General features: G+C 56.1%; 22 protein-coding genes. 19 read left to right on the plus strand and 3 right to left on the minus strand.

Annotated elements, in window-relative coordinates:
- The first annotated feature begins 206 nt into the window (after positions 1-206).
- From rpoE to acpS, 11 genes are all read left to right on the plus strand, one after another.
- On the plus strand, positions 207-782 hold the full coding sequence (rpoE, locus tag ACOTZP_RS09230; protein WP_006176728.1) for an RNA polymerase sigma factor RpoE: 576 nt from the start codon (positions 207-209) through the stop codon (positions 780-782).
- Positions 783-813: 31 nt separating this feature from the next.
- Positions 814-1464, plus strand: a complete 651-nt coding sequence (gene rseA, locus ACOTZP_RS09235) for an anti-sigma-E factor RseA (RefSeq protein ID WP_022649044.1) — start codon at positions 814-816, stop codon at positions 1462-1464.
- Positions 1464-2417, plus strand: coding sequence for a sigma-E factor regulatory protein RseB (rseB, locus tag ACOTZP_RS09240; protein WP_003860717.1), 954 nt, complete (start codon positions 1464-1466; stop codon positions 2415-2417). Before rseA ends, rseB begins: the two co-directional genes overlap by 1 nt.
- Entirely contained in the window at positions 2414-2890 is a 477-nt protein-coding gene (gene rseC / locus ACOTZP_RS09245; protein WP_271074821.1) for a SoxR-reducing system protein RseC, read from the plus strand. Before rseB ends, rseC begins: the two co-directional genes overlap by 4 nt.
- A gap of 185 nt (positions 2891-3075) precedes the next feature.
- On the plus strand, positions 3076-4881 hold the full coding sequence (lepA, locus tag ACOTZP_RS09250; RefSeq protein WP_003860714.1) for a translation elongation factor 4: 1806 nt from the start codon (positions 3076-3078) through the stop codon (positions 4879-4881).
- 15 nt (positions 4882-4896) lie between these two features.
- The gene (lepB, locus tag ACOTZP_RS09255) at positions 4897-5871 is read left to right on the plus strand and encodes a signal peptidase I (RefSeq protein WP_006811565.1); all 975 of its coding nucleotides are present in this window, start codon (positions 4897-4899) and stop codon (positions 5869-5871) included.
- Between the two features lie 223 nt (positions 5872-6094).
- Complete coding sequence (gene rnc / locus ACOTZP_RS09260; RefSeq protein ID WP_003860711.1) at positions 6095-6775, plus strand: ribonuclease III; 681 nt, start codon at positions 6095-6097, stop codon at positions 6773-6775.
- Positions 6772-7677 (plus strand): GTPase Era, encoded by a 906-nt coding sequence (era, locus tag ACOTZP_RS09265; RefSeq protein WP_003860709.1) that lies wholly within the window; start codon positions 6772-6774, stop codon positions 7675-7677. The genes rnc and era overlap by 4 nt, the downstream gene beginning before the upstream one ends.
- Before the next feature lie 17 nt (positions 7678-7694).
- Positions 7695-8402, plus strand: a complete 708-nt coding sequence (recO, locus tag ACOTZP_RS09270) for a DNA repair protein RecO (RefSeq protein WP_015572142.1) — start codon at positions 7695-7697, stop codon at positions 8400-8402.
- A 75-nt stretch (positions 8403-8477) separates the two neighbouring features.
- Positions 8478-9209 (plus strand): pyridoxine 5'-phosphate synthase, encoded by a 732-nt coding sequence (gene pdxJ / locus ACOTZP_RS09275; protein WP_003860707.1) that lies wholly within the window; start codon positions 8478-8480, stop codon positions 9207-9209.
- On the plus strand, positions 9209-9589 hold the full coding sequence (gene acpS / locus ACOTZP_RS09280; RefSeq protein ID WP_015572144.1) for a holo-ACP synthase: 381 nt from the start codon (positions 9209-9211) through the stop codon (positions 9587-9589). The genes pdxJ and acpS overlap by 1 nt, the downstream gene beginning before the upstream one ends.
- Here the strand turns inward: acpS and ACOTZP_RS09285 are convergent.
- Together ACOTZP_RS09285 and ACOTZP_RS09290 are read right to left on the minus strand one after the other, a co-directional pair.
- Complete coding sequence (locus ACOTZP_RS09285) at positions 9586-9846, minus strand: YfhL family 4Fe-4S dicluster ferredoxin (RefSeq protein ID WP_023300734.1); 261 nt, start codon at positions 9844-9846, stop codon at positions 9586-9588. The genes acpS and ACOTZP_RS09285 overlap by 4 nt on opposite strands.
- Positions 9847-9902: 56 nt before the next feature.
- A complete protein-coding gene (locus tag ACOTZP_RS09290) occupies positions 9903-10751 on the minus strand; it encodes a MurR/RpiR family transcriptional regulator (RefSeq protein ID WP_023300733.1) in 849 nt (282 codons plus the stop codon).
- Between the two features lie 118 nt (positions 10752-10869).
- On the opposite strand from ACOTZP_RS09290, the gene murQ reads away from it, so the two are divergent.
- Genes murQ through tadA form a run of 4 tightly spaced genes read left to right on the plus strand, consistent with a single transcriptional unit; the run spans position 10870 to position 14343 of the window.
- Entirely contained in the window at positions 10870-11766 is an 897-nt protein-coding gene (gene murQ, locus ACOTZP_RS09295; protein WP_023300732.1) for an N-acetylmuramic acid 6-phosphate etherase, read from the plus strand.
- Positions 11767-11775: 9 nt separating this feature from the next.
- Positions 11776-13140 (plus strand): PTS transporter subunit EIIC, encoded by a 1365-nt coding sequence (locus ACOTZP_RS09300; protein ID WP_332975906.1) that lies wholly within the window; start codon positions 11776-11778, stop codon positions 13138-13140.
- Between the two features lie 3 nt (positions 13141-13143).
- Positions 13144-13779, plus strand: coding sequence for a phosphatidylglycerophosphatase C (gene yfhb / locus ACOTZP_RS09305; RefSeq protein WP_022649033.1), 636 nt, complete (start codon positions 13144-13146; stop codon positions 13777-13779).
- Between the two features lie 24 nt (positions 13780-13803).
- Complete coding sequence (gene tadA, locus ACOTZP_RS09310) at positions 13804-14343, plus strand: tRNA adenosine(34) deaminase TadA (RefSeq protein WP_023300729.1); 540 nt, start codon at positions 13804-13806, stop codon at positions 14341-14343.
- On the opposite strand, the gene mltF is transcribed toward tadA, so the two are convergent.
- On the minus strand, positions 14231-15781 hold the full coding sequence (gene mltF, locus ACOTZP_RS09315) for a membrane-bound lytic murein transglycosylase MltF (RefSeq protein WP_023306718.1): 1551 nt from the start codon (positions 15779-15781) through the stop codon (positions 14231-14233). The two genes, tadA and mltF, sit on opposite strands and share 113 nt — an antisense overlap.
- 268 nt (positions 15782-16049) lie before the next feature.
- Between mltF and purL the strand changes: the two genes are divergently transcribed.
- From purL to glrR, 4 genes are all read left to right on the plus strand, one after another.
- Positions 16050-19937 (plus strand): phosphoribosylformylglycinamidine synthase, encoded by a 3888-nt coding sequence (gene purL / locus ACOTZP_RS09320; protein ID WP_271074819.1) that lies wholly within the window; start codon positions 16050-16052, stop codon positions 19935-19937.
- Positions 19938-20468: 531 nt separating this feature from the next.
- Positions 20469-21902 carry a two component system sensor histidine kinase QseE/GlrK gene (qseE, locus tag ACOTZP_RS09325; protein ID WP_032622390.1) on the plus strand — a complete coding sequence of 478 codons (1434 nt, stop codon included), beginning with the start codon at positions 20469-20471 and terminating at the stop codon, positions 21900-21902.
- Positions 21899-22651, plus strand: coding sequence for a two-component system QseEF-associated lipoprotein QseG (gene qseG, locus ACOTZP_RS09330; protein WP_032623754.1), 753 nt, complete (start codon positions 21899-21901; stop codon positions 22649-22651). Before qseE ends, qseG begins: the two co-directional genes overlap by 4 nt.
- On the plus strand, positions 22648-23985 hold the full coding sequence (glrR, locus tag ACOTZP_RS09335; protein ID WP_003860687.1) for a two-component system response regulator GlrR: 1338 nt from the start codon (positions 22648-22650) through the stop codon (positions 23983-23985). The genes qseG and glrR overlap by 4 nt, the downstream gene beginning before the upstream one ends.
- Positions 23986-24023 lie beyond the last annotated feature (38 nt).

The raw sequence follows: 24023 nt of genomic DNA on the forward strand, positions 1-24023 counted from the left end.
GATTCTTGTCAGAAAGCGGGTGCGTATCGTGAACAGACTTATAATGAGAGAAAATGAACGGTCTGCGGCGCGATGAACAAAAACAAAGGCGTTACGGAACTTATTGAAGAACAGACGCTCTAATTCGGTGCTTGCTCAAAGTGCAATGTTGTTAGAGTGGCGTTTCGATAACGCGTGGAATTTGGTTTGGGGAGACATTACCTCGGATGAGCGAGCAGTTAACGGACCAGGTCCTGGTTGAACGGGTCCAGAAGGGAGATCAGAAAGCTTTTAACCTACTGGTGGTGCGCTACCAGCATAAGGTAGCGAGTCTGGTTTCCCGCTATGTACCGTCAGGCGATGTTCCTGATGTGGTACAAGAGTCTTTTATTAAGGCCTATCGCGCGCTGGATTCATTCCGGGGGGATAGTGCTTTTTATACCTGGCTGTATCGTATTGCAGTCAATACGGCTAAGAATTATTTGGTTGCTCAGGGGCGTCGTCCGCCTTCAAGTGATGTTGACGCTATCGATGCAGAAAACTTCGAAAGTGGCGGCGCGCTGAAAGAAATTTCGAACCCTGAGAACTTAATGTTGTCAGAAGAACTGAGACAAATCGTTTTTCGCACGATCGAGTCGCTCCCGGAAGATTTACGCATGGCAATTACGTTACGGGAGCTGGATGGCCTAAGCTATGAAGAGATAGCCGCCATCATGGATTGTCCGGTCGGCACGGTTCGTTCACGAATTTTCCGTGCGCGAGAAGCCATTGATAATAAAGTTCAACCGCTTATCAGGCGTTGACGATAGCGGGATACTGGAAAAGGTATTAGGCATGCAGAAAGAAAAACTTTCCGCTTTAATGGATGGTGAAATGCTGGATAGTGAGCTGCTCGATGAGTTGTCTCATTCTCCCGAAATGCAACAGACCTGGGAGAACTATCATCTTATCCGCGACACTCTGCGGGGTGATACCAGCGATGTTCTCCATTTCGATATCTCAGCACGCGTTATGGCGGCCATTGAGAACGAACCTGTTCATCAGACCACGCCGCTTATTCCTGAAGCGCAGCCTGCACCTCACCAATGGCAGAAAATGCCGTTCTGGCACAAGGTGCGCCCATGGGCCAGCCAGCTCACCCAGATGGGAGTCGCTGCGTGTGTATCGCTTGCAGTTATCGTTGGGGTCCAGCACTATAATACCCAGTCTGAAGCCAGTCAGCAGCCTGAAGCGCCAGTGTTCAATACGCTGCCGATGATGGGTAAAGCCAGTCCGGTTAGCCTGGGCGTACCGGCAGATGCCTCCGCAAGCGGCGGACAGCAACAGCAGGTACAGGAGCAGCGTCGTCGCATTAATGCGATGTTGCAGGATTACGAGTTGCAGCGTCGTCTGCACTCCGAGCAGCTTCAGTTTGAGCAGGCCCAAACCCAGCAGGCTGCTGTGCAGGTGCCAGGAAACCAAACTTTAGGAACGCAATCGCAGTAATGAAGCAACTTTGGTTCGCCATGTCTTTGATGGCGGGTAGCCTGTTCTTCTCTGCTAACGCCTCGGCTGATGTTTCATCCGGGGCGTTGTTGCAGCAAATGAATCTGGCCAGCCAGTCACTCAATTACGAGTTGGCATTTATTAGCATCAATAAGCAGGGTGTCGAATCGTTACGCTATCGCCACGCCCGCCTTGATAATCAGCCGCTCGCCCAGCTTTTACAGATGGATGGCCCGCGTCGGGAAGTGGTCCAGCGTGGGAACGAAATCAGTTATTTCGAGCCAGGCCTTGAGCCGTTTACGCTCAATGGTGACTACATCGTTGATTCCCTGCCATCGCTCATTTACACCGATTTTAAACGTCTCGCCCCCTACTATGATTTTATCTCGGTGGGGCGAACGCGTATTGCCGACAGGTTGTGCGAAGTGATCCGCGTAGTCGCGCGGGATGGGACACGTTACAGCTATATCGTCTGGATTGACGCAGAGACGAAGCTGCCGATGCGCGTTGATCTGCTCGATCGCGACGGTGAAACGCTGGAGCAGTTCCGTGTGATCTCCTTTGACGTAAACAGTCAGGTTGGCAACAGCATGCAGAATCTGGCCAAAGCCAGCCTGCCGCCTTTGCTTTCCGTGCCTGCCGGCGATTCTGTCAATTTCAACTGGGTACCTTCCTGGATCCCGCAAGGATTCAGCGAAGTATCCAGCAGCCGTCGCCAGCTGCCGACTATCGAAACACCGGTTGAGTCGCGACTCTATTCCGATGGGCTGTTTAGCTTCTCGGTGAATATCAATCGCGCTACGGCGAACAGTTCCGAACAGATGCTCCGTACCGGTCGCCGGACGGTCAGCACGACGGTGCGCGATAATGCGGAAATTACCATTGTCGGTGAATTACCGCCGCCAACGGCAAAACGTATTTCAGACAGCATTAAATTCAGGGCTGCGCAATGATTAAAGAGTGGGCCACGGTCGTATCCTGGCAGGATGGCGTAGCGCTTGTTAGCTGTGACGTTAAAGCATCATGCAGCAGTTGCGCTTCGCGAGCCGGTTGCGGCAGCCGCGTGTTGAATAAGCTGGGGCCGCAAACGTCGCACACTATTACTGTGCCGAGCGATCAGCCGCTGGTGGCAGGGCAAAAAGTGGAGCTCGGCATCGCTGAAGGTAGCCTGCTCACTTCCGCCATGCTGGTTTACCTTTCTCCGCTCGCAGGCCTGTTCGTGATGGGCGGGGTTTTCCAGATGCTGTTCGGCACAGATTTGTCCGCCATGTGCGGGGCCGCGTTGGGCGGCGTGGGCGGGTTCTGGCTTGCTAAAGGCGTTTCCCCAAGGCTTGCCGCCCGGGAAGCGTGGCAGCCTGTCATCCTCAGCGTTGCACTGGCACCCGACCAACTTCGTGTTGAGACGCTCTCTTCTGAGGCCCGGTGATCTGCCGGGCTTTATTATTATTTACATCGCCATAAAGAAAACGCCGTCTCTTCGCGCTACACCTGGCTCTAAGTGCATTTCCAGCTGACGAGGATGTAGTGTAGAATGCTGCGTTTTCGCACTGAAAAACGTCAGGCTAAGAACAGCGGCCTCCAGGAATTCGTAAGGCATAATTATTTAACTATATGAAGAACATACGTAACTTTTCGATCATTGCTCACATTGACCACGGTAAGTCGACGCTGTCTGACCGTATTATCCAGATTTGCGGTGGCCTGTCTGATCGTGAAATGGCAGCCCAGGTTCTGGACTCCATGGACCTGGAACGCGAACGCGGTATTACCATCAAAGCGCAGAGCGTGACGCTCGACTATAAAGCTTCCGATGGTGAAACCTATCAGCTGAACTTTATCGACACCCCAGGGCACGTTGACTTCTCTTATGAAGTGTCACGCTCGCTGGCGGCCTGCGAAGGCGCGCTGCTGGTGGTGGATGCCGGGCAGGGCGTAGAGGCCCAGACGCTGGCAAACTGCTACACCGCCATGGAAATGGATCTCGAAGTGGTGCCGGTTCTGAATAAAATCGACCTGCCAGCCGCCGATCCTGAGCGCGTAGCGGAAGAGATTGAAGACATCGTCGGTATTGATGCGACCGATGCAGTGCGCTGCTCGGCGAAAACCGGCGTCGGCGTTCCGGATGTACTGGAACGTCTGGTGCGTGATATTCCGCCGCCGGAAGGTGACCCGGATGCGCCGCTACAGGCGCTGATCATCGACTCCTGGTTTGATAACTACCTCGGCGTTGTTTCGCTGGTGCGTATTAAAAACGGCACCATGCGTAAAGGCGACAAAATCAAGGTCATGAGCACCGGCCAGGTCTACAACGCTGACCGTCTGGGCATCTTCACGCCAAAACAGGTTGACCGTACCGAGCTGAAATGCGGCGAAGTGGGCTGGCTGGTCTGTGCCATTAAAGACATCCTCGGCGCGCCGGTGGGTGATACCCTGACCGGTGCACGTAACCCGGCAGATAAAGCGCTGCCAGGCTTCAAAAAGGTGAAACCGCAGGTTTATGCGGGTCTGTTCCCGGTCAGCTCTGACGATTACGAAAACTTCCGCGATGCGCTCGGAAAGCTGAGCCTCAACGATGCCTCCCTGTTCTACGAGCCAGAAAGCTCAACGGCGCTGGGCTTCGGCTTCCGCTGTGGCTTCCTCGGTCTGCTGCACATGGAGATCATTCAGGAACGTCTGGAGCGTGAATACGATCTGGATCTGATCACCACCGCCCCGACGGTTGTCTACGAAGTAGAAACCACGTCGAAAGAGGTGATCTACGTCGACAGCCCGTCCAAGCTCCCGCCGCTGAATAATATTCAGGAACTGCGCGAGCCTATCGCAGAGTGTCACATGCTGCTGCCGCAGGAGTTCCTCGGCAACGTGATCACCCTGTGTATTGAGAAGCGTGGCGTGCAGACCAACATGGTTTACCACGGTAACCAGGTGGCGCTGACCTATGAAATTCCGATGGCAGAAGTGGTGCTCGACTTCTTCGACCGTCTGAAGTCTACCTCCCGTGGCTATGCGTCGCTGGACTACAACTTCAAACGCTTCCAGGCCTCGAACATGGTTCGTGTGGACGTGCTGATCAACGGCGAGCGTGTGGATGCGCTGGCGCTGATCACCCACAACGATAACGCACCGTACCGTGGTCGTGAGCTGGTTGAGAAGATGAAAGATCTGATCCCGCGTCAGCAGTTTGACATTGCGATACAGGCGGCCATTGGTAACCACATCATTGCCCGTTCAACCGTGAAGCAGCTGCGTAAAAACGTTCTGGCTAAGTGCTACGGCGGCGACGTCAGCCGTAAGAAAAAGCTGTTGCAGAAGCAGAAAGAAGGTAAGAAGCGTATGAAGCAGGTCGGTAACGTTGAGCTGCCGCAGGAAGCATTCCTTGCCATCCTTCATGTTGGTAAAGACGGTAACGGTAAATAACCTTAAGGAGTTGGCATGGCGAACATGTTTGCCCTGATCCTGGTCATCGCTACCCTGGTGACAGGTCTGTTGTGGTGCCTCGATAAGTTTATCTTCGCCCCAAAACGCCGTGAACGTCAGGCTGCCGCGCAGGCAGCCACGGGCGATGCGCTGGACGCGAAAACCCTGAAAAAAGTCGGCCCAAAACCGGGCTGGCTGGAAACAGGGGCATCGGTATTCCCGGTGCTGGCGATTGTGCTGGTGGTGCGTTCATTTATCTATGAACCGTTCCAGATCCCGTCAGGATCGATGATGCCAACGCTGCTGATCGGTGATTTCATTCTGGTTGAGAAGTTTGCCTATGGCATCAAAGATCCGATCTATCAGAAAACGCTGATCGAAACGGGTCATCCGAAACGTGGCGACATCGTGGTGTTTAAATATCCGGAAGACCCGCGGCTGGATTATATTAAACGCGCGGTAGGTCTGCCGGGCGATAAAGTGACCTACGATCCGGTGGCGAAAGAGGTGACCATTCAGCCAGGCTGTAGCTCTGGCACCGCATGTGAAAATGCGCTGCCAGTCACTTACTCCAACGTTGAGCCAGCTGATTTTGTGCAGACCTTCGCCCGCCGTAACGGCGGTGAAGCGACCAGCGGATTCTTCCAGGTGCCAAAAGGTGAAACCAAAGAGAATGGCATTCGTCTGGTTGAACGCAAAGAGACGCTGGGCGATGTTACTCACCGCATTCTGACCGTGCCCATCGCACAGGATCAGCTGGCAATGTACTACCAGCAGCCAGGCCAACAGCTGGCGACCTGGATTGTGCCGCCGGGACACTACTTCATGATGGGTGACAACCGCGATAACTCTGCGGACAGCCGTTACTGGGGCTTTGTGCCGGAAGCGAATCTGGTCGGTAAAGCAACTGCTATCTGGATGAGTTTTGAGAAGCAGGAAGGCGAGTGGCCGACCGGCGTTCGCCTGAATCGTATTGGCGGAATTCATTAATTTTCGCCAAAAATAACACGTAGCGGCTTTTATTCGCCGCTACGTGAATTATTTCAGCGATAAATCTCTTTGAACTAACGACATCCCCTGTCGTTGTGTATAGAATATTCCCCCGAAGTTTAAGGTTGGCCCTGCAAGGGTGCCACGGCACACGAAACCGCGTTGGTTTTCTCAGGTCGGTTTCGTGTGCTGCATTTTTGACGCATTCATTTATTGGTATCGCATGAACCCCATCGTAATTAATCGGCTTCAACGGAAGCTGGGCTACACTTTTCATCATCAGGAGTTGTTGCAACAGGCATTAACCCATCGCAGTGCCAGCAGCAAACATAATGAGCGTCTCGAGTTTTTAGGCGACTCTATTTTAAGTTTTGTGATTGCAAATGCGCTTTATCATCGTTTTCCGCGTGTGGACGAAGGTGATATGAGCCGCATGCGCGCCACGCTGGTGCGCGGCAATACCCTCGCTGAAATCGCACGCGAGTTTGAGCTGGGTGAATGCCTGCGTCTGGGGCCAGGTGAGCTGAAAAGTGGTGGTTTCCGTCGTGAATCCATCCTTGCCGATACGGTCGAGGCATTGATCGGTGGCGTGTTCCTGGACAGCGATATCCAGACCGTAGAAAAGCTGATCCTTAACTGGTATCAGACCCGCCTGGACGAAATCAGCCCGGGCGATAAACAAAAAGATCCTAAAACGCGTCTGCAAGAATATTTGCAGGGTCGTCATCTGCCGCTGCCATCCTATCTGGTGGTGCAGGTGCGTGGCGAAGCCCACGATCAGGAATTTACCATCCATTGCCAGGTCAGTGGCCTGAGTGAACCGGTGGTCGGCACGGGTTCAAGCCGTCGTAAGGCTGAACAGGCTGCCGCCGAACAGGCGTTAAAAATGCTGGAGCTGGAATGAGCATCGACAAAACCTATTGCGGATTTATTGCCATCGTCGGACGTCCGAACGTTGGCAAATCCACCCTGCTGAATAATCTGCTTGGGCAGAAGATTTCCATCACCTCGCGTAAGGCGCAGACCACGCGTCACCGCATTGTCGGTATCCATACTGAAGGCGCGTATCAGGCGATCTACGTCGATACCCCGGGCCTGCACATGGAAGAGAAGCGCGCCATCAACCGTCTGATGAACAAGGCGGCGAGCAGCTCCATCGGCGACGTAGAGCTGGTGATTTTCGTTGTGGAAGGCACCCGCTGGACGCCGGACGACGAAATGGTCCTGAACAAGCTGCGCGACGGCAAAACGCCGGTGATCCTCGCAGTCAATAAAGTGGACAACGTGCAGGAAAAAGCCGATCTGCTGCCGCACCTGCAATGGCTGGGCAGCCAGATGAACTTCCTGGACATCGTCCCGCTGTCTGCGGAAACGGGTCTGAACGTTGATACCATTGCGGGTATCGTGCGCAAGCATCTGCCGGAAGCGACTCATCACTTCCCGGAAGACTACATCACCGATCGCTCTCAGCGTTTTATGGCGTCTGAAATCATCCGTGAGAAGCTGATGCGTTTCCTGGGCGCTGAACTTCCGTATTCTGTGACGGTGGAGATCGAGCGTTTCCAGAGCAACGAGCGTGGCGGCTACGATATTAACGGTCTGATCCTCGTTGAGCGTGAAGGGCAGAAGAAGATGGTGATCGGCAATAAAGGCGCCAAGATCAAAACTATCGGAATCGAAGCCCGTAAAGACATGCAGGACATGTTTGAAGCACCGGTTCACCTGGAACTGTGGGTGAAAGTGAAATCTGGCTGGGCCGATGATGAGCGTGCGCTGCGCAGCCTCGGTTACGGCGAAGATCAGTAACCTAAGACGACGAGCATATGGATGGATGGCAGCGCGCCTTTGTCCTGCATAGTCGTCCCTGGAGCGAAACCAGCCTGATGCTGGACGTCTTCACGGAAGAGTCCGGTCGCGTGCGCCTTGTTGCCAAAGGCGCACGTTCCAGACGTTCTAATCTGAAAGGTGCCTTGCAGCCTTTCACCCCGCTGCTGGTCCGCTTTGGCGGGCGAGGGGAAGTCAAAACCCTGCGCAGTGCTGAAGCCGTCTCCCTGGCGCTTCCTCTTTCTGGTATCACGCTCTACAGCGGTTTGTATGTTAACGAACTCATCTCACGGGTTCTTGAACATGAGACCCGCTTCTCTGAACTTTTCTTTGATTACCTGCACTGTATTCAGGCACTTGCTGGCGCAACCGGCACCCCTGAGCCTGTTCTGCGTCGTTTCGAACTGGCTCTGCTCGGGCACCTTGGTTACGGCGTCGATTTTCTGCACTGTGCGGGAAGCGGAGACGAGGTAGAAGACACCATGACCTATCGCTATCGTGAGGAAAAGGGCTTTATTGCCAGTGTCGTCGTCGATAACAGCACCTTTACCGGGCGCCAGCTCAGAGCACTGTATGAACGCGAGTTCCCGGACGCCGACACTCTGCGTGCGGCAAAACGCTTTACCCGAATTGCGCTCAAGCCGTATCTTGGGGGCAAACCTTTAAAGAGCCGCGAATTATTCAGGCAGTTTATGCCGAAACGCTAATGTTTTACCCCTCACCCCAGCCCTCTCCCGGAGGGAGAGGGAGAAGGTAAATGAACAAAAATACCGAGGATTGTCATGGCTGAATTACTGTTAGGCGTCAACATCGATCACATCGCCACGTTACGTAATGCACGCGGTACCGCGTATCCCGATCCGGTTCAGGCGGCGTTTATCGCTGAGCAGGCTGGCGCCGACGGCATTACCGTTCACCTGCGTGAAGATCGTCGCCACATCACCGACCGGGACGTGCGCATCCTGCGCCAGACGCTGGATACCCGCATGAATCTGGAGATGGCAGTAACGGAAGAGATGCTGACGATTGCCTGCGATACGAAGCCGCATTTCTGCTGCCTGGTGCCGGAAAAACGACAGGAAGTGACCACCGAAGGCGGTCTGGATGTGGCCGGGCAGCTCGACAAAATGCGCGATGCCTGCAAACGCCTGGCGGATGCCGGTATCCTGGTATCTTTATTTATCGACGCCGATTTCACCCAGATTAAAGCCGCTGCCGACGTGGGCGCGCCGTATATTGAAATTCACACCGGCTGCTATGCCGATGCCGAAAACGACGCAGCGCAGGCGAAAGAGCTGGAGCGAATCGCCAAAGCGGCAACCTACGCCGCGAGCCTGGGACTGAAGGTGAACGCCGGTCACGGCCTGACCTATCACAACGTAAAAGCCATTGCTGCCCTGCCGGAAATGCATGAGCTGAACATTGGCCACGCCATTATTGGTCGTGCGGTGATGAGCGGCCTGAAAGAGGCGGTGTCCGAGATGAAGCGCCTGATGCTGGAAGCGCGTCAGTAATGGCTATTCTGGGCTTAGGCACCGACATCGTCGAAATAGCCCGCATTGAAGCGGTGATCGCCCGCAGCGGCGATCGCCTCGCAAGACGCGTGCTGAGCGATAACGAATGGGCTATCTGGGAGGCGCATCAACAGCCGGTGCGCTTTCTGGCAAAGCGCTTCGCGGTAAAAGAGGCGGCGGCGAAAGCGTTCGGCACGGGCATTCGTAACGGCCTGGCGTTTAACCAGTTTGAAGTGTTTAACGATGAGCTGGGTAAGCCACGTCTGCGTTTATGGGGCGAGGCGCTTAAGCTGGCGGAAAAGCTGGGCGTGGCGCACATGCACGTAACGCTTGCAGATGAACGCCACTATGCCTGTGCGACGGTGATTATTGAGAGTTAAATTTTGTCCGCATGGTGCATCAGGACAAACTTATCCCACAACTGTTCTTCGTTCTCGACGTGTGCCGGATCTTTTAAGATCGTATTGGGAATTGGGCACACCTTCTGGCAGGTCGGCGTTTCATAGTGGCCGATGCATTCGGTGCAGCGGTCGCTGTTAATCTCATAAATGCTGTCGCCCATCGAAATCGCCTGGTTCGGGCATTCGGGTTCGCACATATCGCAGTTGATGCATTTTTTGGTGATTAACAGCGCCATCAGGAAATTCTCAGAAACATCACAAACAGGGCGGGCATTATACGCTCATTCGTTGTTCAGACCAGTTTTTTTACCAGCTCTTCGCTGTGACGAATACGCTCTGGCGCACGCTCCAGATCCTGCTGAACCAGCGCCATAAACAGCAGGTCCGTCAGCATCATCTGCGCACTCGTCGACGAAATCGCCGCGCTGCGAGTGGCCTGTTCCTCGGCAATGGTATACAGACAGCGGGTGGCCCGCTGCTGAAGCGCATTCGGGCTAAAACCGGTAATCGCCAGAATTTTTCCTCCTACGCGCAGGGCTTCGTCGGTGGCCATATTAATTTCACGTCGCTCGCCGGAATAGGAGATGGCCAGCAGTAAATCGTCAGGATCCATGGCCTGCACGGTCGCCAGCAGCGCGTGCATATCCTGTTCAACGATGGCGTTATAGCCGATTTTTGTCAGCTTCCAGCCAAAGTTACGCGCAACCAGTCCGGAGGCGCCGATCCCGGTCAACACAATGCGCCGCGCGTCGCGAAGCATGGCTACGCTTTCCAGCAGCTTCTCTTCCGTGTTTACATCCAGCGTGGCATGCATTGCCGCCACGTTCTCCTTGATCAGCTTTTCGCCCACCAGACGCATCGGATCGTCGCCACGGATCTGGTTATGCACCGGCATTGACTGCGGATTCGGGTTGCTCACCAGTGCTTCACTGATCGCCAGCTTTAGCGCCGGAAAGCCCTTATAGCCTATTTTCTGGGCGAATTTCACCACGCTCGACTGGCTTACCCCGGCTTCGCCTGCCAGCTGCTGGGAGCTGAGGTGTCGCGCGCGATCGGGCTGAGAAAGTAAAAAATCCGCCAGCTTTTTATCACTCTGGGCAAACCCTGCGTAGCGCTGACGAATACGAATTAAACAGTTCATACGGTCTCCTGGCGAAAATGTGATTACCCGCGCAAATACGAATTTTACTCGCCTGAATGAATTTTATATTCCATTATAGTGCTTTTATTATGAATTAAAAATTCCAGAGGTAAATAACATGAATCTTGGCTCTCTTGTTTCTGAAACGCGTAACCCGCAAACCATGGATCTTGATGCACTGTCCACGCTGGAGCTGGTAAACCGCTTTAATCAACAGGATACCCTCGTCGCGCTGGCAGTCAAAGAGACATTGCCTGAGGTAGCAAAAGCCGTAGACGCCGCTGCCGGCGCTCTGAAAGCAGGAGGACGCATTATTTATATGGGAGCGGGAACCAGCGGGCGCCTCGGTGTGCTGGATGCCTCAGAATGTCCGCCGACTTTTGGCGTTCCGCACGGGCTGGTCGTTGGCCTGATTGCCGGTGGCCCCGGCGCGCTGCTGAAAGCGGTAGAAGGGGCAGAAGACAATAAACAGCTTGGGGAAGATGATCTCAGGGCGCTGAACCTGACCGCGCAGGATCTGGTGGTCGGCCTGGCGGCTTCTGGTCGTACGCCGTACGTCATTGGTGGACTGGAATATGCCAGACAGACCGGGTGCACCACAGTGGCCATCTCCTGTAACCCGGGCTCGCCGATTGCGCAGGTGGCCGCCATTGCCATCTCTCCGGTCGTCGGGCCGGAAGCGCTCACCGGCTCCACACGGCTGAAGTCGGGTACCGCGCAGAAGCTGGTACTCAATATGATCTCCACCGGCGCGATGGTGAAATTTGGCAAGGTCTACCAAAACCTGATGGTGGATATGCAGGCCACTAACATCAAGCTGGTGGACAGAGCGTGTCGCATGGTGATGGAAGCGACAGGCGCCAGTCGTGAAGAGGCGGAAAAGGTGCTTCAGCAGACCGATCACGATGTAAAACCCGCCATTCTGATGATATTAACCGGGCTGGATGCAGCCGCGGCCAGAGCCAGACTCGAAGCCCATCACGGGTTTTTACGGGCGGCATTAGAACACCAATAAGAGGCGTGTATGGACAAAACAGCAGCGCTCGCCAGCGACATCCTGCTCGGGATCGGTGGGGAAAAAAATATTCAGCGTCTTGAGAACTGTATGACGCGTGTTCGCGTCGAGGTGCATAACGACGAACAGCTTGATTTGACGCGCCTTAAGCAGCTTCCCGGCGTGAGCGGGTACGTTAAGCAGGGGCAACAGCACCAGTTGATTGTCGGTCCGGGCAAAGCGGCGCAGGTGGTAGATGCCATGCGCGCCCTGATGACGGGCGGTGAAACGGCTCCCGCCTTTGACGATGCGGAACGCACCAAAGCGCAGGCGAAAGCCAAATACAAAGCCCCTATGAGCGATGCGCTGCGCCAACTGGCTAACGTCTTTATTCCGCTGATCCCGGCGTTTATCGCGTCGGGGCTGATCACCGGGATTATCAATATTCTTAAGCGTCCGGATATTGTCGGGGATTTTGCCACGCAGTATCCGAACCTGCTGGGTATTCTGGCGATTTTCGGCAGCGCGGTGTTTGCCATCATGAACATTCTGGTGGGGGTGAACACGGCCAAAGTGTTTGGCGGCTCGCTGGCGATGGGCGGCGTTATGGCGGGTATCCTCTCCAGCCCGCAGCTGGCGCAGATTACGCTGTTTGGCGAGGCGCTTCAGCCTGGCCGCGGCGGGGTGATTGCCGTGCTGCTGGTGGTCATTCTGATGTGCTGGATCGAGAAAAAGCTGCGCGCGGTGCTGCCAGGCTCGATTGAGCTGATCCTCAACCCGCTGCTGACCACATTGATTACCGGGAGCGTGGCGATTGTGGCGCTGCAACCGTTAGGCGGCGCCATCTCTGAAGCCATCGCCCACGGCGCGTCTCTGGCTATCGATCGCGGTGGGTTATTGGTGGGGGCTGTGCTGTCCGGAACCTTCCTGCCGTTAGTGCTGACCGGTCTGCATCAGGGGCTAGTGCCGATTCACGTCGAACTGGTACAGGCGCACGGCTATAACGCCCTGCTGCCGATCCTGTCGATGGCGGGCGTTGGGCAGGTCGGCGCGGCCATCGCGGTGCTGATGAAAACCCGCAACGCACGTCTGAAAAAGGTCATTAAAGGGGCGTTGCCGGTCGGGTTGCTCGGTATCGGCGAGCCGCTGATTTTCGGCGTTACGCTGCCGCTGGGCAAGCCGTTCCTGGCCGCCTGTCTCGGTGGCGCGGTGGGCGGGGCGTTGATTAGCTACTGGAAAGTGGCGACCGTTATCACCTTCGGGATTTCCGGTTTACCGCTGGCATTAACCATCGCGACCGGAAAAGTGATGCTCTATCTGTTAGGCTATCTGGTAGCGGTGATCGCCGGGTTCCTGTTTACCTGGCTATTAGGATTCAACGACCCAGAGGAGTAAGGTTTGGCAAATCACGAGCGTCGCGTTGTCTTTTTTGATCTGGATGGAACGCTGCATCAGCAGGATATGTTCGGCACCTTTATGCGCTATCTGCTGCGGCGCCAGCCCCTTAACGCGTTGCTGGTATTGCCCCTTTTACCCGTTATTGGCATCGCGCTACTGGTGAAAGGCCGTTCAGCGCGCTGGCCGATGAGCCTGCTGCTCTGGGGATGCACGTTTGGTCATAGCGAAGCGCGTCTTAAGCAGCTTGAACAGGATTTTGCCCACTGGTTTCGCGGGCACGTCGCCGCGTTTCCCGTGGTCCAGGCGCGCCTGACCAGCTATCTCGACGCCAACGATGCCGATATCTGGCTGATTACCGGCTCCCCGCAGACGCTGGTAGAGCAGGTCTATTATGATACGCCCTGGCTGCCGCGCGTAAACCTTATCGCCACGCAGATCGCGCGCGGCTACGGCGGCTGGGTGCTTACCCTGCGCTGCCTCGGACATGAAAAAGTGGTGCAGCTGGAGAAACGCATCGGTACGCCGCTGCGTCTGTACAGCGGCTACAGCGACAGCAAGCAGGACAACCCGCTGCTCTATTTTTGCCAGCACCGCTGGCGCGTCACGCCTCTGGGCGAACTTCAGCAACTCGAATAGTCTTATCTGTACCGGCTGTGTATAATGCCGCCCGCTTTTCGACTGGAGTATCAGCCCTTGTCCAACCCTGAACACAATCATGAATACTGGATGCGCCACGCGCTGGCGCTGGCTCAGCGCGCCTGGGAAGAGGGCGAAGTTCCCGTGGGCGCGGTGCTGGTCCATAACAATCAGGTAATTGGTGAAGGGTGGAACCGTCCGATTGGCCGTCACGATCCTACCGCGCATGCTGAAATTATGGCGCTGCGTCAGGGCGGACTGGTGCTGCAAAACTATCGTCTGCTTGATACCACCCTGTATGTCACCCTTGAACCGTGCGTGATGTGCTCCGGGGCGATGGTGCACAGCCGAATCGGTACGCTGGTGTTTGGCGCGCGGGATGAAAAAACGGGCGCTGCTGGTTCACTGATGGACGTGCTTGGGCATCCGGGGATGAACCACCAGGTGAAAACTATCGGCGGGGTACTTGCACCAGAATGTTCGGGTCTGTTAAGTGACTTTTTTCGAATGCGTCGGCTGCAGAAAAAGCAACAAAAGGCAGAATTGAAACCGCAGGGTGATTAAGCTCGTCCGGTGCGACCACCGGATAGCTTTCAGCCAGCTGTTGCGCCTCGGCCGCCTCTTTTTCTTTCTCCAGCAGATATCCCACCAGGCTTATCTGATACTTACGAATATTTTCCACGTAGGCATACGCTTCATGCCCGCGCGCATAGCCGTACGTCAGCTTCTGGTACCACTGTTTCTGGCTAAGCAGCGGCAGGCGCTGTTTTACATCTGACCAGCTGTCCGGGTTACCTTTGGTTTTTGCCGTCAGCGTCCGCGCGTCGAGCATATGGGCATAACCCATGTTATAGGCGGCCAGCGCAAACCAGATCCGCTCCCCTTCAGGGACCGTCTCCGGCACTTTCGCCATCATATCCTGTAAATATTGCGCGCCGCCGCTGATGCTCTGTTCCGCATCGGTTCGATCGCTAATGCCGAGGCTCTGCGCGGTATTTTTGGTCAGCATCATCAACCCGCGCACGCCCGTGGGGGAGGTGGCCTGAGCATCCCAGTGCGATTCCTGGTAGGAAATTGCCGCCAGTAACTTCCAGTCAATCTCCTGAGCGTACTTCTCGAACAGCGGTTGCAGGTCCGGCAGCACGCTATCCACCGCGCGCAGGAAGGAGCGGGTGTCAACGTAATCAAAATCGTCACCGTGACCGAGATATTTCTCTTCCAGACGCGCCAGGGTGCCGTCTTCATTGATGGAATTAAAGAAATCGAGCATAGCCGCAGAGACGGTTTGATCGTCGTCTAACTGGGTAAACCAGGTTACCGGCTGTTCATCGGTCACATCCAGCGCCACGGCGATTTCAGGATGAACGCGCTGGAAAAGGCTGATCGCCACCGAATCAGCAATGGTATAGGCCAGCTTTTTATCTTTTACCTGCTCCAGCAATTCGGTAGTGCCGAGTTTAGGATCGACCGTCCAGCTGAGGTTCGGGTATTTGTTCTCTTTCAACGCCCGCAGATCGTCAATCACCACATGGCCTGGCGCAATGGTCAATTGCTGGTCGGTAATGTCGGCCAGTGAGCGCGGGCGCAAGCTACCCACACGATAAACCACCTGCTGCGACACAGAGTAATAGGTCGGGCCCGGCTGATAATTTTTGCTGCGTTCGCTGTTGTACACCAGACCTGCGGCGAGAATATCGGCACGGTCATGGTCTAAATCATCAAACAGCTGGTTGATGTTCTGCCGCACGGTGACTTTCAGCTTCACGCCCAGATAGTCCGCAAACAGCTGTGCCAGTTCGTAATCAAGACCAATGGTTTTACCGTTGATATCGTCGTATATAAGCGGAGAGGAGAGGGTACTGACGCGCAACTCCCCCCGCTCCTGAATGGCGGCGATACGGTTTTCGGCTTTGCCGAACCAGGGGATAGACGGCCAGAGGGCCACTGCCAGCAGCAACGTAACAATGCCGATGAGCAGATAATTAATCTTTAATTTTTTCAATTAGTTAATTCTCTGCGACGCCGGTTGCCTCAGTGTGCTGTAGTCATGTTAAGAGTAGAGTTTGCCATTGATTGAGCGGCATTTTGCGCAAAGTAGCGCCAGTTGGCAACCAATTAGAGAGACAGGTCACATCTATTGTTAAACAAAAAGGATGATTTTATTTCGACGCAAACGGTTTCGTCGGCGCTCAGGATTCTCTATAATGACGCCCGTTTTCCCCCCCTTGCGCACACTGTAAGCGCCCCGGCGCTTCGAAGACGAGAGACTTATGATGGAAATTCTGCGTGGTTCGCCTGCACTGTCTGCCTTCCGTATTAATAAACTGCTGGCACGTTTTCAGGCGGCCGACCTTCCGGTAAGCAATATTTACGCTGAGTATGTCCATTTTGCTGACCTGAATGCCCCCCTGAATGCAGAGGAGCGCGTACAGCTGGAACGTCTGCTTAAATATGGCCCAAGCCTGAGCAGCCATACGCCGACCGGCAAATTAATCCTCGCCACGCCACGTCCTGGCACCATCTCCCCCTGGTCTTCCAAAGCCACCGACATCGCTCACAACTGCGGCCTGAGCCAGATTAACCGTCTGGAGCGCGGCGTGGCGTACTATGTGGAAGCGTCAACCCTGAGCGACGCGCAGTGGCAGGCCGTCACAGCGGAGCTGCACGACCGCATGATGGAGAGCGTATTTGACTCTCTGGATGATGCGCAGAAACTGTTCTCCCACCATCAGCCTGCGCCGGTACAGAGCGTGGATCTGCTGGGGCAGGGGCGTCAGGCGCTGATCGACGCAAACCTGCGTCTTGGTCTGGCGCTCGCAGAAGATGAAATCGACTACCTTCAGGATGCATTCGTTAAGCTGAATCGCAACCCGAACGACATCGAACTGTATATGTTCGCGCAGGCCAACTCCGAGCACTGCCGCCACAAAATTTTCAACGCCGACTGGATTATCGACGGCGAACAGCAGCCGAAGTCGCTGTTCAAAATGATCAAAAACACCATGGAGCAAACCCCTGACCACGTGCTGTCTGCCTATAAAGACAACGCCGCGGTGATGGAAGGTTCCGAGGTGGGCCGCTTCTTCGCCGACCGCGAAGCAGGGCGCTATGACTTCCACCAGGAGCCTGCGCATATCCTGATGAAAGTGGAAACCCACAACCACCCGACGGCCATCTCTCCGTGGCCGGGTGCGGCGACCGGCTCCGGCGGTGAAATCCGTGACGAAGGTGCGACCGGTCGCGGCGCGAAACCAAAAGCGGGTCTGGTCGGTTTCTCCGTTTCCAACCTGCGTATCCCGGGCTTTGAACAGCCGTGGGAAGAAGATTTCGGCAAGCCAGAGCGCATTGTGACCGCGCTGGATATCATGACCGAAGGCCCGCTGGGCGGCGCGGCGTTCAACAATGAATTTGGTCGTCCGGCGCTGAACGGTTACTTCCGTACCTACGAAGAGAAAGTGGACAGCCACAACGGCGAAGAGCTGCGCGGCTACCACAAACCCATCATGCTGGCGGGCGGGATCGGCAACATTCGCGCCGATCACGTGCAAAAAGGTGAGATCGTCGTGGGCGCGAAGCTGATCGTGCTCGGCGGCCCGGCCATGAACATTGGTCTGGGCGGTGGTGCAGCCTCGTCTATGGCTTCCGGCCAGTCTGATGCGGATCTCGACTTCGCGTCCGTGCAGCGCGACAACCCGGAAATGGAGCGCCGCTGTCAGGAAGTGATCGACCGCTGCTGGCAGCTCGGCGATGCCAACCCGATTCTGTTCATCCACGACGTGGGCGCGGGTGGTCTGTCCAACGCTATGCCTGAGCTGGTGAGCGACGGCGGTCGCGGCGGGCGCTTCAACCTGCGCGATATCCTGAGCGATGAGCCAGGCATGAGCCCGCTGGAAATCTGGTGTAACGAATCCCAGGAGCGCTACGTGCTGGCGGTTGCTGCCGATCAGCTGCCGCTGTTTGACGAGCTGTGCCGCCGCGAGCGCGCGCCGTATGCCGTCATCGGTGAAGCGACCGAAGAGCAGCACCTGACTCTCAGTGATGCTCATTTCGACAACCAGCCGATCGATCTGCCGCTCGACGTGCTTCTTGGCAAAACGCCGAAGATGACCCGCGACGTTACAACCCGCAAAGCGGCGGGTAAAGCGCTGGATCGTCAGGGCATTATTGTGGCGGAAGCGGTTAACCGCGTGCTGCACCTGCCTGCGGTGGCGGAGAAAACCTTCCTGGTCACCATCGGCGACCGTACCGTGACCGGTATGGTGTCACGCGATCAGATGGTCGGCCCGTGGCAGATCCCGGTCGCTAACTGCGCCGTGACCACCGCGAGCCTCGACAGCTACTACGGCGAAGCGATGGCGCTGGGTGAACGCACCCCGGTGGCTCTGCTGGACTTCGCCGCTTCTGCCCGTCTGGCGGTCGGTGAAGCGCTGACCAATATCGCCGCGACGCAGATTGGCGACATCAAACGCATCAAACTTTCCGCGAACTGGATGGCCGCTGCCGGTCACCCTGGCGAAGACGCGGGCCTGTACGAAGCGGTAAAAGCGGTGGGTGAAGAGCTGTGTCCTGCGCTCGGCCTGACCATTCCGGTGGGTAAAGACTCCATGTCGATGAAAACCCGCTGGCAGGAAGGCAGCGAGCAGCGCGAGATGACTTCGCCTCTGTCGCTGGTGATCACCGCGTTTGCGCGCGTGGAAGACGTGCGTCATACCGTTACGCCGCAGCTTTCCACTGATGATAACGCCCTGCTGCTGATTGACCTCGGCAAAGGCCATAACGCGCTGGGTGCCACCGCGCTGGCACAGGTTTATCGCCAGCTCGGCGAAAAGCCAGCCGACGTGCGGGACGTCGCACAGTTGAAAGGCTTCTACGACGCAATTCAGGCGCTGGTGGCGCAGCGTAAGCTGCTGGCCTACCACGATCGTTCCGATGGCGGCCTGCTGGTGACGCTGGCAGAGATGGCCTTCACCGGCCACTGCGGCGTTGAAGCAAACATTGCAACGCTTGGTGAAGACCGCCTGGCGGCGCTGTTTAACGAAGAGCTGGGTGCCGTCATTCAGGTACGCGCCGCAGATCGCGACGCGGTGGAAGCGATTCTGGCGCAGCACGGTCTGGCAGACTGCGTGCACTATCTCGGTAAAGCGGTGCAGGGCGACCGTTTCGTGATTGAAGCCGACGGCCACCCGGTGTTCAGCGAAAGCCGCACCACGTTGCGTATGTGGTGGGCGGAAACCACCTGGCAGATGCAGCGCCTGCGTGACAACCCGGAATGTGCCGATCAGGAGCATAACGCGAAGGCGAACGACAACGATCCTGGCCTGAACGTGAAGCTCACCTTCGACATCAACGAAGACATTGCCGCGCCGTACATTGCGACCGGTGCGCGTCCTAAAGTGGCCGTGCTGCGCGAACAGGGCGTTAACTCCCACGTTGAAATGGCAGCGGCCTTCCACCGGGCGGGCTTTGACGCCATCGACGTCCACATGAGCGACCTGCTGGCAGGGCGTACCGGGCTGGATGATTTCCAGGCATTGGTAGCCTGCGGGGGGTTCTCCTACGGTGACGTGCTGGGCGCGGGCGAAGGCTGGGCGAAGTCCATCCTGTTCAACAGCCGCGTACGTGACGAGTTTGAAACCTTCTTCCACCGTCCGCAGACGCTGGCGCTGGGCGTGTGTAACGGCTGCCAGATGATGTCTAACCTGCGCGAGCTGATCCCGGGCAGCGAAGCCTGGCCGCGCTTTGTGCGTAACCAGTCTGACCGCTTTGAAGCGCGCTTCAGCCTGGTAGAAGTAACCCAAAGCCCGTCTCTGCTGTTGCAGGGGATGGTCGGTTCGCAGATGCCAATCGCGGTTTCGCACGGTGAAGGTCAGGTTGAAGTCCGTGATGCGGCGCACCTGGCTCAGCTTGAAAGCAAAGGACTGGTGGCGCTGCGCTTTGTTGATAACTTTGGCAAGGTCACCGAAACCTATCCGGCTAACCCGAACGGTTCGGCAAATGGCATTACCGCGGTCACCAGCGAAAGCGGTCGGGTGACCATCATGATGCCGCACCCGGAGCGTGTCTTCCGCACCGTGAGCAACTCCTGGCACCCGGAAAACTGGGGCGAGGACAGCCCGTGGATGCGCATTTTCCGCAACGCGCGTAAACAACTAGGTTAAGTTTCAACGCCTGACTGTAGGCCCGGTAAGCGCGAGCGCCACCGGGCTTTTTTGTCTCTGTCGCAAATTCGCGACAACTCTCTGGTCTGAGTGTCTCCAAAAGGAGACATTTAACCTGTTGATTTATATGCGGCAGGACAGGTTCCCATTAAGGTGTTGCTTAATAGCGACACTTAGCCTGGAAATCATTCACGTAACAATCAATACGTTTTGATAATAAAAATATTACTAATCATAAGGATAGCGTTAATTTTTGCAATCTGGCACGCGTGTTGCATAATAGTAACCAGTGGCTCATTCACCTTCTTATGTCAGCCCCTTCGGGACGTGCTACATAAACTTCGAATGACGCACAAAAAGGTGCCTGCCGTCCAACTACTGATTATTGCAATGCTTTATCAGGCCAGGGCGAAACGTCGAGTTAGGCACCGCCTTATTCCATGACAAAGCCGGGTTTTTACCCGGCTTTGTTGTATCTGAAGGGCAGACTCAGTTACGCTCTCCTCAAACCCGGATGAAGAGAGTAATGTGTTGAAACGCTGGCCCGCTTTCCCTCGCTCCCTGCGACAGCTCGTTATGATGGCCTTCCTGCTGATCCTGCTACCTTTGCTGGTTCTGGCCTGGCAGGCCTGGCAAAGCCTGAACGCGTTAAGTGCACAGGCGGCCCTGACTAACCGCACCACGCTTATTGATGCTCGCCGTAGCGAGGCGATGACCAACGCCGCGCTTGAGATGGAGCGTAGCTATCGCCAGTACTGCGTGCTTGATGATCGCACGCTGGAGAGGGTCTATCAGAACCAGCGTAAACGCTACAGCGAAATGCTGGACGCCCACGCCGGGGTGCTGCCAGATGACAAACTCTATCAGGCGCTGCGTCAGGATCTGAACGATCTGGCGCAGCTCCAGTGCAAAAACAGCGGTCCTGATGCCGCCGCCGCCGCCCGACTTGAAGCCTTCGCGAACGCCAATACGGAGATGGTTCAGTCCACCCGTACGGTTATCTTTTCCCGTGGTCAGCAGCTCCAGCAGGAGATTGCCGAGCGCGGCCAGTTCTTCGGCTGGCAGGCGCTGGTGCTGTTCCTCGTCAGCCTGGGGCTGGTGCTGCTCTTTACCCGCATGATCATCGGCCCCGTGAAGGGGATCCAGCGGATGATTAACCGCCTGGGGGAGGGTAAATCTCTCGGGGATACGGTCGTTTTTAAAGGCCCGCGCGAGCTGCGCTCGGTCGGTCAACGCATCATCTGGCTTTCAGAGCGCCTGGCGTGGCTGGAATCGCAGCGCCACCAGTTCCTGCGCCATATCTCACACGAACTCAAAACGCCGCTGGCCAGCATGCGTGAAGGTACGGAACTGCTGGCCGACGAAGTGGCGGGGCCGTTAACCCCTGAGCAAAAAGAGATCGTGGCGATTCTGGATGCCAGCAGCCGCAATTTACAAAAGCTTATTGAACAACTGCTGGACTATAACCGCAAGCTGGCGGATGGTGCAGTGGTGCTTGAAAGCGTTGAGATTGAACCGCTGGTGGACATGGTGATATCCGCCCATAGCCTGCCAGCAAGAGCTAAAATGATGCATACCCAGGTGGAACTCAACGCGCCAGCCTGTCTTGCAGAACCGATGCTGTTAATGAGCGTACTGGATAATCTTTATTCCAATGCGGTGCACTATGGTACTGAATCCGGTACCATTTATATCAGAAGCAATAACAACGGTTCGCGGGTATTTATTGACGTAGCGAATACCGGAAGCCCGATTCCGGATGATGAAAAAACGATGATCTTTGAACCCTTCTTCCAGGGGAGTCATCAGCGAAAAGGTGCGGTAAAAGGAAGTGGTCTGGGGCTGAGTATTGCCCGCGACTGCATACGACGCATGCAGGGTGAGCTTAACATCGTGAGTGATGAACGCGCCGATGTCTGTTTTCGTATCGAACTGCCTCTTGAGCCGGAAAAATCAATGAAATGAATAACAACCTGGTGAGTATGTCACACGTCTTTTACCGCGCACTGCGCGCGGTGTTTTCCAGCAAAAATGTGCGCCTCAGCCTGCCCTGCTTACTGCTGGCAGGCTGTGTAACCCATGCACCGAAAAGTGCAATTAGCCACAAACAGGAAGATAAATGGCCGCAAAAACAGCTGGCTGATTTCCTTTCGACACGTTGCGATGATATCTGGAGCCTGTCGGGGCGTGATGTTGAATCCAATCCGCTGTTCTGGCTGCGCGGAATAGACTGCGCCCAGCGGCTGGCGCCCGCCGAGGCCCGTGCCCAGGCGGCGATGCTGGTGGACGATACCTGGCAGGACGCGTTTAAACGCGGGATCGTGATGGCGGATGCCAGAATCACGCCTGTCGAACGCCGCGCCAACGTGACGCGGCTGGATACTTACGTGATCAATATTCCTCCGCAGGTGCGCCCGGTCTATCAGCTCTGGCGGGACGGACAAACCCTGCAATTACAGCTGTCTGAAGAGCGTTTCCGCTACAGCAAATTGCAGCAGTCAAGCGACAGCGAGCTTGATGCGCTTCGCCAGCAGCAGGAGTCGCTGCGCGAGCAGCTGGAAACCACCACCCGCAAGCTCGAAAATCTGACCGATATCGAAAGACAGCTCTCGACGCGTAAGCCGGCAGGCAGCTATCTGCCCGATGGGTCGAAAGGCAACTCTGCCACGACGCCAGACAGTGAGACGCCGAAACAAGAGGATGTGAAGCCATGACAAGCCGTAAACCTGCCCATCTGTTACTGGTGGATGACGATCCCGGGTTGTTAAAGCTGCTGGGGATGCGTCTGGTCAGCGAAGGCTACAGCGTGGTCACCGCTGAAAGCGGGCAGGAGGGGCTGAAAGTGCTCAGCCGTGAGAAAATCGATCTGGTGATCAGCGATTTGCGCATGGATGAAATGGATGGCCTGCAACTGTTCACGGAGATCCAGAAGCAGCAGCCCGGGATGCCGGTGATTATCCTCACCGCTCACGGATCTATTCCTGATGCGGTGGCCGCGACGCAGCAGGGGGTATTCAGCTTCCTCACCAAACCGGTGGATAAAGACGCCCTCTATAAAGCGATCGACAGCGCTCTTGAGCACGCGGCGCCATCCGGCGACGACGGCTGGCGTGAATCCATCGTGACGCGTAGCCCTGTGATGCTGCGCCTGCTGGAACAGGCGCGGATGGTGGCGCAATCCGACGTTAGCGTGCTGATCAACGGCCAGAGCGGGACCGGGAAAGAGATCCTCGCCCAGGCGATCCACAACGCCAGCCCGCGCAGTAAAAATGCTTTTATTGCCATTAACTGTGGCGCGTTGCCGGAACAGCTGCTCGAATCAGAGCTCTTCGGCCATGCCCGCGGCGCCTTTACCGGCGCGGTGAGCAGCCGTGAAGGGCTGTTCCAGGCGGCTGAGGGCGGCACGCTGTTTCTTGATGAAATTGGCGATATGCCCGCGCCGCTGCAGGTCAAATTGCTGCGCGTGTTGCAGGAGCGGAAAGTACGTCCGCTCGGCAGCAACCGCGATATCGATATCAACGTGCGTATTATTTCCGCCACCCACCGTGATTTACCCAAGGTGATGGCGCGCAACGAGTTCCGCGAAGATCTCTACTATCGACTGAATGTCGTCAACCTGAAAATCCCGGCGCTGGCCGAGCGTGCGGAAGATATCCCGCTGCTGGCAAATCACCTTTTGCGCCAGGCCGCTGACCGCCACAAACCATTTGTGCGCGCGTTCTCCACCGATGCGATGAAACGCCTGATGACCGCAAGCTGGCCGGGTAACGTACGCCAGCTGGTGAACGTGATTGAGCAGTGCGTGGCGCTGACGTCATCGCCGGTGATCAGCGATGCGCTGGTGGAGCAGGCGCTCGAGGGGGAAAACACGGCCTTACCGACGTTTGCGGAAGCGCGAAATCAGTTCGAGCTGAACTATCTGCGCAAGCTGCTGCAAATCACCAAAGGCAACGTGACCCACGCGGCGCGCATGGCCGGGCGTAACCGTACCGAGTTCTATAAATTGCTCTCACGCCACGAGCTGGAAGCGAACGATTTTAAAGAGTAATACCGCAAAATTCGCCTGAATATGATACTGTGAGCAAC

This window comes from Enterobacter cloacae complex sp. SYL001, assembly GCF_049237025.1.
GTDB classification, from domain to species: Bacteria; Pseudomonadota; Gammaproteobacteria; order Enterobacterales; family Enterobacteriaceae; genus Enterobacter; species Enterobacter intestinihominis.

Bases quoted from the DNA above. Each gene is read 5' to 3' on its own strand.
- acpS (WP_015572144.1), top strand. From the start codon at position 9,209: ATGGCTATTCTGGGCTTAGGCACCGACATCGTCGAAATAGCCCGCATT.
- ACOTZP_RS09290 (WP_023300733.1), bottom strand. From the start codon at position 10,751: ATGAACTGTTTAATTCGTATTCGTCAGCGCTACGCAGGGTTTGCCCAG.
- recO (WP_015572142.1), top strand. From the start codon at position 7,695: ATGGATGGATGGCAGCGCGCCTTTGTCCTGCATAGTCGTCCCTGGAGC.
- rseB (WP_003860717.1), top strand. From the start codon at position 1,464: ATGAAGCAACTTTGGTTCGCCATGTCTTTGATGGCGGGTAGCCTGTTC.
- lepA (WP_003860714.1), top strand. From the start codon at position 3,076: ATGAAGAACATACGTAACTTTTCGATCATTGCTCACATTGACCACGGT.
- rnc (WP_003860711.1), top strand. From the start codon at position 6,095: ATGAACCCCATCGTAATTAATCGGCTTCAACGGAAGCTGGGCTACACT.
- lepB (WP_006811565.1), top strand. From the start codon at position 4,897: ATGGCGAACATGTTTGCCCTGATCCTGGTCATCGCTACCCTGGTGACA.
- rseC (WP_271074821.1), top strand. From the start codon at position 2,414: ATGATTAAAGAGTGGGCCACGGTCGTATCCTGGCAGGATGGCGTAGCG.
- purL (WP_271074819.1), top strand. From the start codon at position 16,050: ATGATGGAAATTCTGCGTGGTTCGCCTGCACTGTCTGCCTTCCGTATT.
- glrR (WP_003860687.1), top strand. From the start codon at position 22,648: ATGACAAGCCGTAAACCTGCCCATCTGTTACTGGTGGATGACGATCCC.
- era (WP_003860709.1), top strand. From the start codon at position 6,772: ATGAGCATCGACAAAACCTATTGCGGATTTATTGCCATCGTCGGACGT.
- murQ (WP_023300732.1), top strand. From the start codon at position 10,870: ATGAATCTTGGCTCTCTTGTTTCTGAAACGCGTAACCCGCAAACCATG.
- qseG (WP_032623754.1), top strand. From the start codon at position 21,899: ATGAATAACAACCTGGTGAGTATGTCACACGTCTTTTACCGCGCACTG.
- tadA (WP_023300729.1), top strand. From the start codon at position 13,804: ATGCCGCCCGCTTTTCGACTGGAGTATCAGCCCTTGTCCAACCCTGAA.
- rpoE (WP_006176728.1), top strand. From the start codon at position 207: ATGAGCGAGCAGTTAACGGACCAGGTCCTGGTTGAACGGGTCCAGAAG.
- ACOTZP_RS09285 (WP_023300734.1), bottom strand. From the start codon at position 9,846: ATGGCGCTGTTAATCACCAAAAAATGCATCAACTGCGATATGTGCGAA.
- pdxJ (WP_003860707.1), top strand. From the start codon at position 8,478: ATGGCTGAATTACTGTTAGGCGTCAACATCGATCACATCGCCACGTTA.
- ACOTZP_RS09300 (WP_332975906.1), top strand. From the start codon at position 11,776: ATGGACAAAACAGCAGCGCTCGCCAGCGACATCCTGCTCGGGATCGGT.
- rseA (WP_022649044.1), top strand. From the start codon at position 814: ATGCAGAAAGAAAAACTTTCCGCTTTAATGGATGGTGAAATGCTGGAT.